We start from the raw sequence: 15,598 nt of genomic DNA on the forward strand, positions 1-15,598 counted from the left end.
GGACGGGCCTTGTCGTCGTTCAGCGCGGAGTCACTCCTCCAGGATCGCCACCGCGGCGGCGATATCGCCGTCGTGCGTCAGCGACAGGTGAATCTTGACCGTCGGCAAAAACTCCTGCGCCATGCCGTGCAGCTTGATGGACGGTCGGCCCCACGCATCGTTGACGACCTCGATCAACGGGTACGGATTGTCGCCGATCTGCGGCGGCCGTGCGAAACGTGATGTCGCCCAAGCTTTCAGAACTGCTTCCTTGGCTGCCCACCGTGCTGCGTAGTGCCGCGTCGGGTCGGAGCTCTTGGTCGCCGCGTGCCGACGTTCACCCGCGGTGAAGCTGTCGCGAATCATCGTCGTGCCGACCTTTTCCATCTGCTCGGCGAAGTCGGACACCGTCACCAGGTCGAAACCCACTCCCAGGATTGCCATCAGATGGCACCCGGCAGACCGGAGGAGTAGACGTCGTCCTCGCCGAGGCGAGCGGACTCGTTGAGCAACACGTTGGCCTCCAGTTCGCGTGACGCCTTGGCCGGCGTCCCGTCATGTCCCAGTCGTCGATCGTCCGGCCGCTCGTAGAGGGAGTCGCCACCCACCATCGCGGAGATCAGCCTGCGCTGACCGGCGATACGACGTTCGTTCGCCTTCGCGATGTACTCCGCACGCCGCTCGGCCGGAACGGCCTCGAGGAACGCCTGAGGGTGCACCAGCGCGATGAGTCCGGACACGTGCCCGAAGCCGAGCGAGGTGAGCAGACCCGCCTTCAGCGGAACCGAGTCACCGAAGCGCAGCGGCTCACGAGCCCACACCAAGTGCTCGAAACCGGTCATCTTGTCGTCGACGCAGTCGAGGCTGCGGTTCGGCGGGATGACACCGTTGGCCAGCACCTGGCACAGGCCGATGAGCTGCCAGGCAGCCGCTCCGCCCTTCGAGTGCCCGGTGAGGGACTTCTGCGAGACGACGAACAGCGGAGCGCCGTCCGAACGACCGATGGCCTTGGCCAGGCGGGTGTGCAACTCGGCCTCGTTGGGGTCGTTGGCTGCAGTCGAGGTGTCGTGCTTGGAGATCACGGCCACGTCGTCTGCGCTGACGCCGAGTGCGTTGAGCGAGAGCGCAAGTGCCGAATCCCTGCCGCCGCGACCGGCGCTGAGTGCGCCGAGTCCCGGAGCCGGGATCGACGTGTGCACTCCGTCGCCGTACGACTGTGCGTAGGCCACCACTCCGAGGACGGGCAGGCCCATCTCGAGTGCCAGATCGCCGCGAGCGAGCAGAATCGTTCCGCCGCCGTGCGATTCGACGAACCCTCCGCGCCTACGGTCGTTGGCCCGGGAGAACCGTCGATCGCTGATTCCCTTGGCGGACATCGCTGCCGAGTCCGCCGTGGCCGACATGTCGCCGAAACCGATGATGCCTTCGGTGCTCAGGTCGTCGAATCCGCCGGCGACCACGAGCTGCGCCTTGCCCAGCTTGATCTTGTCGACGCCCTCCTCGACCGAGACGGCCGCGGTGGCGCAGGCGGCAACGGGGTGAACCATCGCGCCGTAGCTACCGATGTACGACTGAACCACGTGTGCAGCAACGACGTTCGGCAAAGCCTCCTGCAGGATGTCGTTCGCACGAGCATCGCCGAGCAGGGTGTCGATGTACAGCGAGCGCATGGACTCCATGCCGCCCATGCCGGTGCCCTGAGTGTTGGCGACCAACGTCGGGTGCACCCAGCGCATCAGTTCCGACGGGTTGAAGCCTGAGGAGATGAAGGCGTCGACCGTGGTGACGATGTTCCACAGGGCAACACGATCCACCGAACTCGCCATGTCGGGCGAGATGCCCCACTTGGTGGGATCGAATCCGGTCGGAATCTGACCACCCACGGTACGGGTGAGCTTCATCTTGCGCGGAACGCGAATCTCGGTGCCCGCCTTGCGAGTGACCTGCCAGTCGCTCGAATCGGGGACCGGTGTGATCAGCGTGTGCTCGGGATCGGCAGCCGCAAACGACCGTGCGTCGATCTCGGTTCCGACGACGAACGTGAGGTCGTTGTCGAGGAAGATCGAGGTCATTAGCGGAGCGGTGTTACCGACCATTGCGCCGTCGTCGCCGTACGTGCGGATACCGCACTTCTCGACCACGATGTCGTGGTACTTGTCGGCGATGTCCTCCTCGGGAACGAGGTCACCGGACTCGATGTCGTACCAGCCCGGCTTGGGATCGTTCTCCCAGGCGATCAGGCCGGTGTTCCACGCGAGTTCGAGAACGCCTGCGGCAGAGAGCTGCTCGTCGACCTCCATCTCGAAGCGAGTACGCGCCGAACCGTAAGGTCCGAGCTCACCTGCACCGACGATGACGATCAGGTCCTTCGGATCGACATCGAGGGTCGGCCACGCTGGAGCGGTGGTCGGGGCGAGCCGCGGAGGTGCGGGCAACGCGGCGATGACCGAACTGTCTACGGCCTCTTCGGTTTTCTCGGCCGCAGCAGCGGCCGCGTCGCGAGCAAGCTCGACGAGGTTGAGCTTGGTGTTGGCCAAGCCACCCGTCAGATCGGCGACGATGGGCTCCTGCGCAGCCTGACGACGTGCGTCGAAGGTGCACAGCCGCAGCAGCTCGGTCGCCATCTCCTCGGTCGACCAGGTACGGACACCTTCGGCTTCGACCGCCTCGACGATGGGATCGTTGCCGCCCATCAAGCCGGTTCCGCGAACCCACCCGATGTGAGCGTGCGCGATGGACACCCGCTCGGCCCAGTTCTTCTCCGAGCCCCACTTCGCGACGACTGCATCGAGTGCGGCCTTCGACTCACCGTAGGCACCGTCGCCACCGAACATTCCGCGGTTCGGCGATCCGGGGAGCACCACGTGCAGATGAGTGTCGATGTCGTTGTCGTAGCCGACCTTCGACAGTCCGGTGATCAGACGCTCGACCGACCAGAGCAGCACGCGCATTTCCATTTCGGCGCGAGCTCCGGCGTCGGACATCTCGCCCATGACCCGAGGTGCGGCAAACGGGAACAGCATCGTCGGAGTGGCAGCTGCCTTGACCAATGTCTTTGCGCCACCGGCAGTGTCGATGTAGTCACTGCCGATCCACTCGATGAGGGCATCGACGTCGGTGTACGACGCGATGTTGGCCGGAACCACCCACAGCGACGCTCCGTTGCGAGCGTTGTCGCGGTAGAGCGAGCGGTAGAAGCCCAGGCGCTCGTCATCGAGCCGCGAGGTGGTGACGAAGACCGTCGCTCCCCCGGCCAACAACTGAGCGGTCACTGCCGCGGCGATGGATCCCTTGCTGCCGCCGGTGACGACTGCGACGTCGTCGGCCCACTGACCCTTGTCCTCGGATGCGACCGCGATGTCTGCGATGCGTCCGAAGGTATCGGCGAGTACGGCCTTGTTCTCGTAGTCGGCCTTGGCCTTCCACCACTGTGCCTGTGCTGCAACGGCATTGCCTGCACCGGCGAAGGACTCAACAGCGACATCACCTGCGGTACCGAGCCACAACCGAGCCAGATCCTCACGGGCGGTGGCCCACCGGTCGTCGATCAGCACGGCGCGCTTGGCGTCGAACGCGGGAGCGACCAGGCGAGGCCAGTCGGAGCCGAGCTCGGCCGAAACCAGCTCCACCAGAGCAGCATCGGGGTTCTCGGCCAGCAGCGCGTTGGGTGCGTCCGCCAGGCCGAGCTGCTCGAGCACCAACCGGGCTGCGGAGGCGAGAACGCCGTCGCGACCGGTGATGTGCTCGGTGAACTCGCCCAGAGCAGCAGCGTCGACGGTTCCGCCGGCCCCGCCACCTGCCTGCGGCATGGACACTGCGATTCCGCGACGAGCGGCAACCGAAGCAACCGCGGCGTCGATAACGTTGTCGACGGCAGTGCCGTCGGCGAGAGCGCCGTCGGCCAGGCCACCGAGTGCACCGCCGCGGACCGAGGCACCGTCACGGGTACCCAGAGCGACCTCGGCGGTGACGTGGTGCGCCCAGCCGTCGCCCAGTTCCCAGGTCTTCTTGACGCGATCGGCGATGGAGGCCGGGCGTCGTCCCGAGGGGCCGAAGACCTTGCGGAGATGGTCGTTGATCGAGTCGCTGAGCACCGGGCCGAACGGCTTGTAGGTACGAGCCAGCTTGTTGACCGTGCCCGAGAGCGCACCCATGTCGGCGTCGGCTGCGCCGTCGATGGCACCGAGCGAGAGCTCGGAGCCGAGGTCGACGAGCAGCTGGTTACGACGCGAGGACACGCCGTCGCACAGTGCCTCGATGGTGTCGGCGGGCCCGATCTGATCGAGCTGCAGTTTGGTCCACAGTCCGATGAGGATCTTGGTCGCGTCGGCGGCGACGAACGCGATGTCGTCGGGACGAGGTCCACCCGACGGTGCCGCGGCCGGAGCGGGTGCTGCAGCCGGAGCGGCCGCTGCTGCCGGAGCAGCGGTTTCGGGAGCGGGTGTTGCCTCGTCCTCGTCGGCCGGAGCCGGGTCGGTATCGGTGCCGTAGACGATCGCGGCTTCGCGCTCGAGGTTCAGTACCTCGACCGGGTGCCCGAAGCGGCCGGGCAGCTTGAGAGTCTGCGACGCGAGGTTGGCCACGGTCGGTGTTGCACCGAGCCCGATCTCGACGAAACGCTCGACGCCCATACCGCCGTCGGACTCGTCTGCGAAGAGCAGATCCTGAGTCTCGATCCACCGGACCGGGCTGGCGAACTGCCATGCGAGCAATTCGGTCAGGATCACGCGGCACAGATCGCTCGGCCGTGCGGCCCACGAATCGAACTCCGCGAGAACGGTGTTCAGCGGCTCGGACGGTACGAGGTCGGCGATCTCCTGAACGAAGGCCCGGTCGAGCGAGAACGGCTTGGGCACCAGGTTCGGAATGTAGCGACCGACCAGGATCGCGGGATCGAGCTGCTCGGGCAGCAGGGTCTCGAGGCGGCTACGGAAATCGTCGACTCCACCGCGCAGAACCGTCGAGTGGAACGGCACGTCGATGCCCGGAACCATGATGTAGGCGGCCTTGCCGCCGAACTCTGCCCGGCGGATGGCGATCTTCTTTTCGAGCTCACCGAGGCCGGCAACGGTGCCTGCGATGGCGTACTGCGAGCCACGCAAGTTGAGGTTGACGATCTCGAGGAACTCACCGGACTCTGCTGCGACACCGGCGACAAAGCCCTGCACGTCCTCGTCGGCCAGGCCGATCTGGGACGGGCGGATGGCAGCCATGCGGTAGTCACTGCGGCCGTTCTCGTCACGGGGAACGAGTGCGTGCATGGCCGAGCCACGCTGGAAGACGACCTCGAGAACGGCCTCGAGCGGGAGCACACCGGCAACGGCGGCCAGAGCGTTGTACTCACCCACCGAGTGGCCGGCGAGAATCGAATTCTCCACGAACGCTCCGGATTCGCGCAGTTCGGCAACCTGTGCGACACCGAGAACGGCCATCGCAACCTGGGTGAACTGCGTCAGGTGCAGCACACCGTCGGGATGCTTGTGCGTGACCCCGCGGGCCTTGAGCGACGTCGGATTGTCGCGCACGACAGCGAGAATGGAGAAGCCGAGCGCGTTGCGGGTGTGCTTGTCGGCTCGCTCCCAGATCTCACGCGCGGCCTTGGAGCGAGCGCGTGCGTCCAGTCCCATACCCGGGCGCTGGATGCCCTGGCCGGGGAACGCGTAGACGGTCTTCGGCGCGGCGGTGCGTGCGGTGGCGACCATGACCAGTTCGCCGCCGACTCGGCAGGACACCTCGACCAGTTCGGCACCCTGATCGAATCCGGTGCGGTCGACGCGAACGTCGATCTCCGCTCCGGGACGGACCATTCCGAGGAAACGAGCAGTCCAGGCAGTGAGACGACGCGGAGGAGTCTTGGTGTCCTCATGGTCGACTGCGGTGACGGTCTGCTGCGCCGCAGCCGAGAGCCACATGCCGTGCACGATCGGGCTACCGAGGCCGGCGAGCAACGCCGCGGCATCCGAGGTGTGAATCGGGTTGTGATCGCCCGAGACCTGGGCGAACGCGGCCATGTTGCGCGGGGCCACGATGGTGGCCTGGCGACGGCGACGACGCGGAGTGTCCTTGGCGTCGGCGCTCAGCGAACCGCCGGCGCGAGCCGGATCCACCAACTCGCCCTTGCCGGTGCGTCCACGAATGGCGAAGCGCTCCACCAGAGTTGCGACGGCCGGGGCGTCGAGCCCCTCACCGAGCATGGCACCGATTTCGACGGTGACCTCGACGACGCGACCGAGATCGGTGTCGAGCACCTCTCCTGCAGCGGCCTTGACCACGAGAATCGAAGTGTCGGTCGGCAATTCACCGACGAGGTTGACGCTGTGATCGAGGTGCACCAGGTCGAGCATGCCTTCGATGACGTCGATGCCTTCGGCGTTGCGCGTCGCTCCGAGCACGGCGAAGACGGCGGGCCAGCAGGCGCCGACGAGGACGTCGGGAACGGCTTTGCCGCTGACGGTCAGTGTGTCGGGCAGTCCGGATCCGGTGACGCCGGCGTGGTCGGCGATCAGATCGGGGATCCAGGCGATGTTCAGCCGCGCGACACCGTTCTTGACCGTCGGAAGGTCCTGTCCTGCCGCAACTCCGAGCAGTGCCGACATGGCCTGCTGTGCATCCTCTGCGGTGACGACCGGAGCGCCGCCGTCGATCGTGGAGGCAGGCACCGTCAGACGGATGCGTACTTCCTTGCCCGGGGCGAGCGGGACCAGCAGTTCGACGTGCTCGGCATCGAGCACGGTGAGCGAGGAGCCGGTCTGCGGATGCGAGGCGACCGTATCGGAGTCGACGGTCCAGTCGGCCGGATCGCCCAGGCGTGCAACGGGGTTCTGCGTCATACGCGAGGCCCACGTGACGTCGGGTGCTGCCAGCACGATGCCCAGCAGTCCCGGTGCGATCTCGGCGTGGCGTCGGCTGGCGATGGCCGCCGGCTCTACGCCCTCGGCGAGAAGCTGGTCTGCGGTGGCCTTCTCGAAGCGGTTCAGCAGTTCGCCCACCGGCTCGTCGACGCGAGTGATACCGGCGACGGCAACGGTTCCGGGGATGATGCACACCTGATCGGCCGAGTAGCGAGCGTCGTGTGCCTGCCACAGCGAGTCACTGCGCCACCAGCGGCGTACGTCACCGTCGACGACGGGAACGAAGTTGACCGGCTTGCCGGGCATGCGGCACAGCGAGGTGAAGAAGGTGATGTCGGCCGGGTGCAGCACCACGTCACCGGCGTCGGGGAACTGAGCGAGCAGTGACTTCAGTGCTGCGCGCGGACGCTCGAGTACCTCGGCGTCGGCGAACAGGGTGGGGATGGGGCCACGATCGACCGGGTGCAAGCGTGCCTCGGCGCGCTGCAGCATTTCGAGGAAGCGCGTGCGCCAGGTGACGTCGAGCCACACCGATTCACGGGCCTCGGTCACGGCATCGGTGAACTCACCGCCGCAATCGAATTCGCTGCGCGAGTCCGTTCCGATGGCCAGATCCAGGTAGCGGCTCAGCCACTGCTGGTAGGTCATCTCGGCGACGTCGCCGAAGAACGGCTTGGCGGTGCCGTCGAGTGCGGCGATGATCTCGTCGCGGCGCTCGGCAACGGCGTCGGCGTTGCCGGCGACCTCGTCGAGCAGCCGACCGCAACGCGATGCCGCGTTGTCGATCTCGTGGATGTCGGCACCGAGCTGGCTACGGCCCGACGCCATTCCGCCGTTGGCGGTTCCGGCACCGACCCAGTCGGGGGTTCCCGGAGTGTCGACGAGAAGCTGCTTGACCTCGGGAGCGGTCGTGGCTTCCAGAGTGGCCATCGCAGCGGTACCGACGAGGATGCCGTCGAGAGGCATCTTCGGGTATCCGTGCACGGCAGACCAGGTTCCGGTGAGGTAGTCCGCGGCCCGCTCGGGTGTTCCGATACCGCCGCCGACGCAGATCACCAGGTTGGGGCGCGAGCGGAGCTCGGCGTAGGTGGTCAGCAGCAGGTCGTCGAGGTCTTCCCACGAGTGGTGCCCGCCTGCGCGGCCACCCTCGATATGGACGTTGACCTGGTAGGACGGAACCTCGTTCGCGATGCGGATCACTGCGCGAATCTGCGCGACGGTTCCCGGCTTGAACGAGACGTAGCTGATTCCGGCCTCGGAGAGCTCTTCGATAAGAGCCACTGCCTCGTCCAGTTCGGGGATGCCTGCCGTGACGACGACGCCGTCGATGGCCGCACCCGCTGCACGGGCCCGCTGCACGATGCGGCGACCGCCGAGCTGCAGCTTCCACAGGTACGGGTCGAGGAAGAGCGAGTTGAACTGGATGGCACGGCCGGGCTCGAGCAACGTGGAGAGCTCGGCGACGCGGTCGGTGAAGATGTCCTCGGTGACCTGTCCGCCACCGGCGAGCTCGGCCCAGTGGCCTGCGTTGGCTGCGGCCGCGACGATCTTCGCGTCGACCGTCGTCGGCGTCATGCCGGCGAGCAGGATCGGCGAACGTCCGGTCATCTTGGTGAAGGAGGTCTCGACGACGACGCGGCCGTCCGGGAGCGTCACGGGCTTGGGTGCGAATGCCGACCATGCCGGCTGCACCTCGGGTGCGGCTCCTGGAGTGAGCAGATTTCGGTGGCCGCCGCGTGAGGATGCCGCGATGATGCCGACGCCCTGTCCACGCAGCGCCGGGTTGGTCATGCGGGTGAGGAGGTCACCGGGTCCGAGGTCGAGGATCCAGTCCGCGCCGGCCTCGACGACACCGTCGATGGCGTCGACCCAGTCCACGGAATCGACGAGGATCTTCTGCGCCAGTTCGCGGGCCAGGGCGGCGTCGAGACCGCAACGCTGCGCCCAGGCGTCGACGAGCTCCACGGCGTCGTTCAATGCGGGGTGATGGAAGCCGATCTCGACCGGGAGCTGCTCGAAGACGGGTGCGAACACCGCGCCGCCGCGCTTCTTGGCATCGCGCTCACGTTCTTCCCGAGCCGCGATCTGCTCGCACTTCTCCTGCACGCGAGCCAACTGAGCCGGCGGCCCGGACAGCACGACGCGGCGACGACCGTTGCGGATGGCCAGAGCAGCGGAGCGTTCGGGTGCTCCCGGTATCTCGAGCTCGTCGACGATCGCCTGCAGACGTTCGGGCTCGACGTTGCCGACCGAGACCATCGGCGCACGGTCACCGGCACCGATGATGCCGCGGCGACGTCCGACGAGTCCGGCAGCAGCACCGACCAACTGCGCGATGGCCAGGAAGTTGGCGTCCTGTGCGCCGTCCGCGGCGACGGACTCGGCGGCGATGAGGCCCTGCGAGTGTCCGACCACCTTGACCGGCGGGGTCTGGGCGGGGTCGAGGCCCTGCAGCTTCAGCGCGCGCAACGCGGCGACCTGAGTGAGGAAGACGCCCGGCAGAGACACCGCAGCCGAAGTCAGTGCCGCTTCGGAAGGCCCGTAGGAGCCGGCGGTGTCGTCGTCGGCGAGGTCCTGCTCGAGCATCCAACCGATCGGGTCGAAGCCGACCGAGCGGACGACCAGCAGCTCGTCGGACACGGGCGCGAGTACTGCTGCGGCCTCGTTGACGAGATCGGTCAGTTCGGGCTCGAGCGCGGAATCGCGCGCGAGCTCTTCGAGCGAACTCAGCCAGGGCGCACCCTGACCACCGAACGCCAGAGCGTACGGTTCGCCCGCGGCGAATCGATCTGCCAGAGTCCGAGAGCCGCCACTGCTTCTAGGGGCTTTGCCTGCGTTGCCTGTGCTTCGCGAGCCGCGTCCGTGTGATGGTGTGCTCTCGTTGATCGTCAAGGCTGAAGATTCCTCTCGTGGACGTCTCGGGGGGTCGAGGCGTTCGCTGTGATGACTGCCGTGGTGCGTCGTGGGCAACAGGGCAAAGCGTGAGCCTGTCTTCGTCGACAGGTCTCCTTCGCGCTGCTCCAGGTTGACACAAAATCATGAGGAAATCCTCAGGTTTGCTCGGACGTCCGAGTGCTACCAGCGAGTACGTCCGTGCAAGCGCCTTTACTTTGTGTTTACCCAACTCGCGAGTAACCCGCATCGACCCTGGCGGGAGACTCGGCGGCGACAGCGAAACATGAGGGAACCCTCGCATTTTTCGTTATCTTTTTGTGATGTGATCTCGAGCACTCCGTGAGCGTCCGGTGACCTGTCGGTGGGGTCGTCTAGCTTTCTCCTACGAACCGCATCCGACAGGGCGGTCGACGAACTCCGGGGGGAATTCATGTATTCATCGGTTACGGACACTTGCACGACGGGCGAGCTCGAAGCAATGCTGTCGCACATCGAATTGATTGCCTCGCAATCGAATTCGCCGCACTGGACACCGGGGTGGCGCGGCGAATCCGAGGCGGCGCTACTCGATGCGATCTTCTCCGCGCGCGCTCCTTACGGAGGACCGACCAGTGGGGTGCGAGCGGTGATCGGACGGTGGCGGTCACACCGCGGCGATAACCGACTCGACGACTTGACAACCCTTGCAGAACTGACTTCGGATCCGGATCAGCTCGTGCAGATCCTGTCCAACCGTCAGCTCGTTCCAGGAAACAGCCGAACCAAGGCGGCGGCAGCCGCTGTGGCAGCGCAGACGCTGATCGCGTCGGGGTTGAGCCGTTCGACCGATTTCGAGCAGCACACGAAGGAACATTTCGATGCGTTCCGCGCGATCCCTGGCCTCGGCGAGACCACCTGGGAGTGCATGCTCATGCATCTGGGCGTGCGCACCGACAAGGCCACCGCACATCTGACCGCGTTCGTTGCCGACGCTCTCGAACCACTCCATCGAGAGCTGGCCGCCGACATCGCCGAGGAACGCTCCCCCGTGATTCTCGACGCCGCAGCGGACGCACTCCACGTCGATCTCGCCTCGCTCGAGCACGCGCTCTGGCGTTACCAGCACAAGCTGCGCAGACCGCCGCAGCGTCACTCCGAGGCTGCGCTCCGATCGGCGGGCTGACTCTGCGAGATCAGCACCTCGACGCCATCGAGGATGCACTCCACACCGAAACGATAGGCATGCACGGGGTCGCTCGCGGCGTCGTACGACGTCGCCGCGGCCGTCCCGATGCGGGACGACACCGGAAAACGCTCGCGCGTCATCACCCGCTCGATGACGGGTGCAGTAGCTGCCCACCACTGAGCGTCGGACATTCCCGACTGCTTCTTCACCCGATCGACCGCGGCCGAGGCCCTCGCGGTCCCCGAGACGTGAGTGAGAACCAGTGTCAACACCGAATCGATCTCGACGTCACCGAGCCCGGTACCGACGAGGGTGCGCAGCTCTGCCTCGTACTTGTCGTTGGTGTGCGGACCGAGCACCGGACGCGCACCGACGGCGTCGATCAGCCACGAATGTCGTTGATAGAGTTGCCAATTGCGCTCGGCAACAAAACGCAACGCGGACCGCCACCCACCGGGAACCGATGCCGGCTCGTCGACGTGTGTGTACAGATCTGCCAGAGACCGATCGATCATCAGGTCCGTCAACTCTTGACGCCCCGGCACGTGGGTGTACAGCGACATCGCGCCGACCCCCAGATGCTCGGCCACATTGCGCATCGACACCGACTCCAACCCGTTCGCATCGGCCATCTCGATTGCCGCGTCGACGATCGCGTCGACGCTCAGGCCGGTTCGGCTCGGTTTCGCGTCGACCCGCCACAGCAGTTCGAGGATGCGCGCCGGATCGAACGAGTTCTCCTTCTTCACCACCCGGCGAGCCTAATCGGACGTCGACGTGGCTCGAAGAACCGCGTCGCACGCACAGCAGCATCGGTTGTAGACTTCACCGGCACGCGCGAGTGGCGGAATTGGCAGACGCGCTGGATTTAGGTTCCAGTGTCTCAGGACGTGGGGGTTCAAGTCCCCCCTCGCGCACAACGGTCGTTCGACCCGGCTTTTCTCGAGACTCCCAGGTCTACAGGTTCCAACGTGTGAAGGTGGCTCGTATGTCCAGCGATCCCGACGACGACGCGATCTTCGCCGAAGCTTCCGACGAACGACGCTCTCTCGCACGCACTTTCGACACCCTGACACCCGAACAGTGGGACACCCCATCGCTGTGCGACGCCTGGACGGTCCGCGACGTCGCCGCCCATCTCGTGGTGCCCCTGATCGTCCCGCTCTGGCAGTTCGGACTCGCCATGGTGTGCACTCGTGGGAACTTCGACCGGGCCAATCAGATGATGACCCAGCGAATGAAGCGCAAGCACGGCGACGAATTCCCTGCGCTCCTGACAGCTCGCGCGGACAAGAAGTTCACCCCGCCGGGCCACGGTCCGCTGGCCCCGTTGTCCGACGTCATCGTGCACGGACTCGATGTATGCAGGCCGCTGGGAATCGAGCACCACGTTCCCGAGCACCGCATGGTTACGATGCTCGACTTCCTGGTGCCGGAAAGCGGTGCGGCACCGTTCAAAGGCCCCGAGCTCCGACTGCAGTGGCGCGCAACCGATCTGGACTGGAGTCGCGGCGAGGGGCCCGTCGTCGAGGGATCGGCGGGCACCCTGGCGTTGGTGCTGACGGGGCGCAGCAGCGCTCTCGCCGACATCACCGGTCCCGGTGCCGAGAAACTTGCCGAAGCACGGGCGAACCGTCGTCGGTCGTGAGTCGCACCTGGCTCGTCCATGGTGAGAATCACCGGCCGACCACCCGATGTGACTACCTTCGGTAGTAGTCGCTCCGGTACCGTCGAGTGGTGACCTCATCCCGCCCGAATCGTCGACCCTCGCTCATTGCGCTGGTGATCGTGTCCGCGGCGGTGTGTCTCGGTCTCGGCTGGTGGCAGTGGGAACGCTTCGAGGCGGTCGGCGGTAACGGGCAGAACCTCGGATACGCGTTCCAGTGGCCCTTGTTCGCGGCGTTCGTCGTCTACGCCTACCGCAAGTTCGTCCGCCTCGAAGACGAGGACCAGGACGAGCCCGACTCCGGGCAGCCCGACGGACCGACCGAGGTCCCTCTCGACCTGCTCCCCCAGCGCCGCGCGGCAGACCCCGACGTCGGCGATCTGGACGACCCCGAGGCCAGGCAACTTCTCGAGTACAACAGCTACCTCGCGGAGCTGAACGAATCCCGCGGGACCGACAGGAGCACCACGTGAGTTCGGCACCGGACAAGACCAAGGCGTCCACCAACAAGACTCGGAAGATCGCGTCGGCGCTGCTGCGCTATCGCGTGCTCGCCTACGTCACCGGTATCTGGTTGCTCGTCCTCGTGACCGAAATGGTCGCGAAGTACATTTTCAAGGTCGAGAATGTGCCCAACTGGATTGCGGTAGTGCACGGTTGGGTCTACCTCGTATACCTGATCCTGACGATCGACCTTGCTATCAAGGTGCGGTGGCCGGCCGGTCGGACCATCGGCACCCTGCTCGCCGGAACTGTTCCGTTCCTGTCGTTCTACGTCGAACACAAGCGCACCAAGCAGGTCAAGGCCGACTTCGGCGTCTGACGTCAACAGGTGATCGGCTGCGCGTTCACCGGATCCAGCGCGTTCTCCACCAGCCCCTGCGCCAGCGGATCGTACGAGATTCCAGTGTGCTCGACGACATTGCCGGGGCACACGTCCTGCAGCACCACGTTCGTATTTCCCGCTCCGGTGAGGAGCGACGCCGTGTACGGAACGACAACCTGGTCGTATCGGGTCACGATCGTCGTGTAATCGATTCCCGCGACTGTGTCACTGCCCTCGTTCAACCGCTCGAGCACGTCGTCCTGCACCGGCGGACCGGCGGTGGGATAGTTCGGCGGAGAGAGCGCCACTATGCGCGAGACGGTGTGATCACCGCCGAGGAAGCGGGCGTAGTAGCGCGGCACCGTCCCGCCCTTCGAGTGACCCACGATCGACACCCTCGATGAGCCAGTCGACTCGAGGACGGAATCGACGAACGTGGACAGCTCCGCGGCACTCTCGGGAATCGTTCCCAGCGCTCCCAACGCGGGCACCGGCCCGGTGTTGCCATAGTCGAGTGCGAACACGCAGTATCCGGCGTCGACCAGGGCCGGTGACAGCGACGACCAGTTCGCGTAGGAGTTCTCCAGGAACCCGTGTACCAAGATCACCGGTTCGGGATGCCGAGCGCTGGGAACGCATGAATAATCGTTCGCGCCCGCCGGCGTCGCACCGGGATGAGCCACCGAGTAGACCAAGGCCTCGGCGAAAGATCCCGCGACCGGCGCTGCCGAAGCAGGGGTGCCGAGCAGGCACAGGACAGCGGCAGCGAATACGGCCGTGGTTCTCGTCAACACTGCCCGCGCCGCCACGTTTATCGCCCCGTCAACGCTTCGAGAGCAGGAACCAGCTTGCGCAGCGCGCGGCCACGATGAGAGGCCGCGTCCTTCTCGTCCGGAGCCAACTGCGCGGCACTGCGGCCGTCCCCCTCCGGCACGAAGATCGGATCGTACCCGAATCCGTTCTCCCCCCACGGCTCTCGCGCTACAACGCCGCGCCACTCGCCGCGAACGACGGTCTCGGCTCCGCCCGGGACCACCAACGCACATGCCGACACGAAAGCAGCCCCGCGCCGTTCGTTGGGGGTATCGCTCAGCTGCGCCAGCACGAGCGCCGTGTTGGCCTCGTCCTGCCCGTGAGTTCCGGACCAGCGCGCAGAGAGCACCCCGGGCATTCCGTTCAACGCGTCGATTTCGATCCCGGAATCATCGGCGACGCAGGGCAATCCGGTTGCCGCCGCACCGTCGCGCGCTTTGGCCGCCGCGTTGTCCTCGAACGTCGCTCCGGTTTCGGGTGCCTCGGGAAACGGCGGCACCTCGTCGAGACCGACCAACTCGATACCCACGAGGCCGGCGGCGTCGAGTACCCGTCGCAGTTCTCGCAGCTTCTTCGCGTTACGACTGGCTACCAGCAGCTTGGTGTCAGGCACCGAACTTCTTCTTCGTTTCTGCGGTGGCAGGCTCGGGCAGATCCCCCGGGTACGGCAACGCCAGCGCCTCCCTCTGCACCTCGAACAGCTTGTCGATACCGACGAACGCCGAGTCGAGGAGCTTGTCGAGGGTCGTGCGCGGGAAGGTCGCGCCCTCGCCGGTTCCCTGGATCTCCACCAGAGTTCCGGTGTCGGTCGCAACGACGTTCATGTCGACCTCGGCTCGCGAATCCTCTTCGTACGGAAGGTCGAGACGCACCCGGCCGTCGACGACGCCGACACTGACCGCGGCGATCATGCACGAGATCGGCTGCGGGTCGGCCAGGCGTCCAGCTACTCGTAGGTAGGTGACGGCGTCGCTGAGAGCCACGAACGCCCCGGTCACGGCAGCAGTACGGGTGCCGCCGTCGGCCTGCAACACGTCACAGTCGAGGGCGATCGTGTTCTCGCCGATCGCTGCCAGATCGATGCACGCGCGCAGTGAGCGTCCGACCAGTCGGGAGATCTCCTGAGTGCGTCCGCCGACCTTGCCCTTGACGGACTCGCGTCCGTTGCGCGTGTGGGTGGCAGCGGGAAGCATTGCGTACTCGGCGGTGAGCCAGCCGAGGCCGGATCCCTTCCGCCAGCGCGGTACGCCCTCCTCGACGCTGGCCGTGCACATCACCCTGGTGTTGCCGAATTCGACCAGCACCGACCCTGCCGGGTGAGTGGTGAATCCGCGGGTGATCTTGATGGTGCGGAGCTCGTCGTCCGCTCTGCCGTCTTCTCGTCTGGACACGACTCGAAGCCT

Annotated in this window: 10 protein-coding genes and 1 tRNA gene; 5 read left to right on the forward strand and 6 right to left on the reverse strand. The window is 66.1% G+C overall.

Annotated elements, in window-relative coordinates; translation table 11 throughout:
• Positions 1-30 precede the first annotated feature (30 nt).
• Both J1M81_RS14585 and J1M81_RS14590 read right to left on the reverse strand, forming a co-directional pair.
• Positions 31-423: a holo-ACP synthase gene (locus J1M81_RS14585; RefSeq protein WP_008715184.1), complete on the reverse strand. Its 393-nt coding sequence runs from the start codon at positions 421-423 to the stop codon at positions 31-33.
• Positions 423-9,722, reverse strand: a complete 9,300-nt coding sequence (locus tag J1M81_RS14590; RefSeq protein ID WP_206498242.1) for a type I polyketide synthase — start codon at positions 9,720-9,722, stop codon at positions 423-425. Before J1M81_RS14590 ends, J1M81_RS14585 begins: the two co-directional genes overlap by 1 nt.
• A gap of 481 nt (positions 9,723-10,203) precedes the next feature.
• Between J1M81_RS14590 and J1M81_RS14595 the strand changes: the two genes are divergently transcribed.
• Positions 10,204-10,887, forward strand: coding sequence for a hypothetical protein (locus tag J1M81_RS14595; protein WP_206498243.1), 684 nt, complete (start codon positions 10,204-10,206; stop codon positions 10,885-10,887).
• Here J1M81_RS14595 and J1M81_RS14600 read toward each other — a convergent pair.
• The gene (locus tag J1M81_RS14600) at positions 10,854-11,642 is read right to left on the reverse strand and encodes a TetR/AcrR family transcriptional regulator (RefSeq protein WP_206498244.1); all 789 of its coding nucleotides are present in this window, start codon (positions 11,640-11,642) and stop codon (positions 10,854-10,856) included. The two genes, J1M81_RS14595 and J1M81_RS14600, sit on opposite strands and share 34 nt — an antisense overlap.
• 83 nt (positions 11,643-11,725) lie before the next feature.
• Here J1M81_RS14600 and J1M81_RS14605 point away from each other — a divergent pair.
• The 4 genes from J1M81_RS14605 (at position 11,726) to J1M81_RS14620 (ending at position 13,379) form a co-directional block, all read left to right on the forward strand.
• Positions 11,726-11,807 (forward strand) — tRNA-Leu (locus J1M81_RS14605).
• A 71-nt stretch (positions 11,808-11,878) separates the two neighbouring features.
• Positions 11,879-12,538 (forward strand): maleylpyruvate isomerase family mycothiol-dependent enzyme, encoded by a 660-nt coding sequence (locus tag J1M81_RS14610; RefSeq protein WP_206498245.1) that lies wholly within the window; start codon positions 11,879-11,881, stop codon positions 12,536-12,538.
• 89 nt (positions 12,539-12,627) lie between these two features.
• Positions 12,628-13,029 (forward strand): transcriptional regulator, encoded by a 402-nt coding sequence (locus tag J1M81_RS14615; protein ID WP_206498246.1) that lies wholly within the window; start codon positions 12,628-12,630, stop codon positions 13,027-13,029.
• Positions 13,026-13,379: a DUF3817 domain-containing protein gene (locus tag J1M81_RS14620; RefSeq protein ID WP_027497662.1), complete on the forward strand. Its 354-nt coding sequence runs from the start codon at positions 13,026-13,028 to the stop codon at positions 13,377-13,379. Before J1M81_RS14615 ends, J1M81_RS14620 begins: the two co-directional genes overlap by 4 nt.
• Positions 13,380-13,381: 2 nt before the next feature.
• Here the strand turns inward: J1M81_RS14620 and J1M81_RS14625 are convergent, their stop codons facing one another.
• From J1M81_RS14625 to rph, 3 genes are read right to left on the reverse strand one after another with little or no spacing between them, the layout of a single operon-like run.
• Positions 13,382-14,176, reverse strand: coding sequence for an alpha/beta fold hydrolase (locus tag J1M81_RS14625; RefSeq protein WP_308051275.1), 795 nt, complete (start codon positions 14,174-14,176; stop codon positions 13,382-13,384).
• Positions 14,177-14,193: 17 nt separating this feature from the next.
• Positions 14,194-14,808 carry an RdgB/HAM1 family non-canonical purine NTP pyrophosphatase gene (gene rdgB / locus J1M81_RS14630; protein WP_206498248.1) on the reverse strand — a complete coding sequence of 205 codons (615 nt, stop codon included), beginning with the start codon at positions 14,806-14,808 and terminating at the stop codon, positions 14,194-14,196.
• Positions 14,801-15,586: a ribonuclease PH gene (gene rph / locus J1M81_RS14635; protein WP_206498249.1), complete on the reverse strand. Its 786-nt coding sequence runs from the start codon at positions 15,584-15,586 to the stop codon at positions 14,801-14,803. The genes rdgB and rph overlap by 8 nt, the downstream gene beginning before the upstream one ends.
• Positions 15,587-15,598: the final 12 nt, after the last annotated feature.

This window comes from Rhodococcus sp. KRD175, from assembly GCF_017168275.1.
Classification (GTDB): Bacteria; Actinomycetota; Actinomycetes; order Mycobacteriales; family Mycobacteriaceae; genus Rhodococcoides; species Rhodococcoides fascians.

Bases quoted from the DNA above. Each gene is read 5' to 3' on its own strand.
- J1M81_RS14610 (WP_206498245.1), top strand. From the start codon at position 11,879: ATGTCCAGCGATCCCGACGACGACGCGATCTTCGCCGAAGCTTCCGAC.
- J1M81_RS14595 (WP_206498243.1), top strand. From the start codon at position 10,204: ATGCTGTCGCACATCGAATTGATTGCCTCGCAATCGAATTCGCCGCAC.
- J1M81_RS14585 (WP_008715184.1), bottom strand. From the start codon at position 423: ATGGCAATCCTGGGAGTGGGTTTCGACCTGGTGACGGTGTCCGACTTC.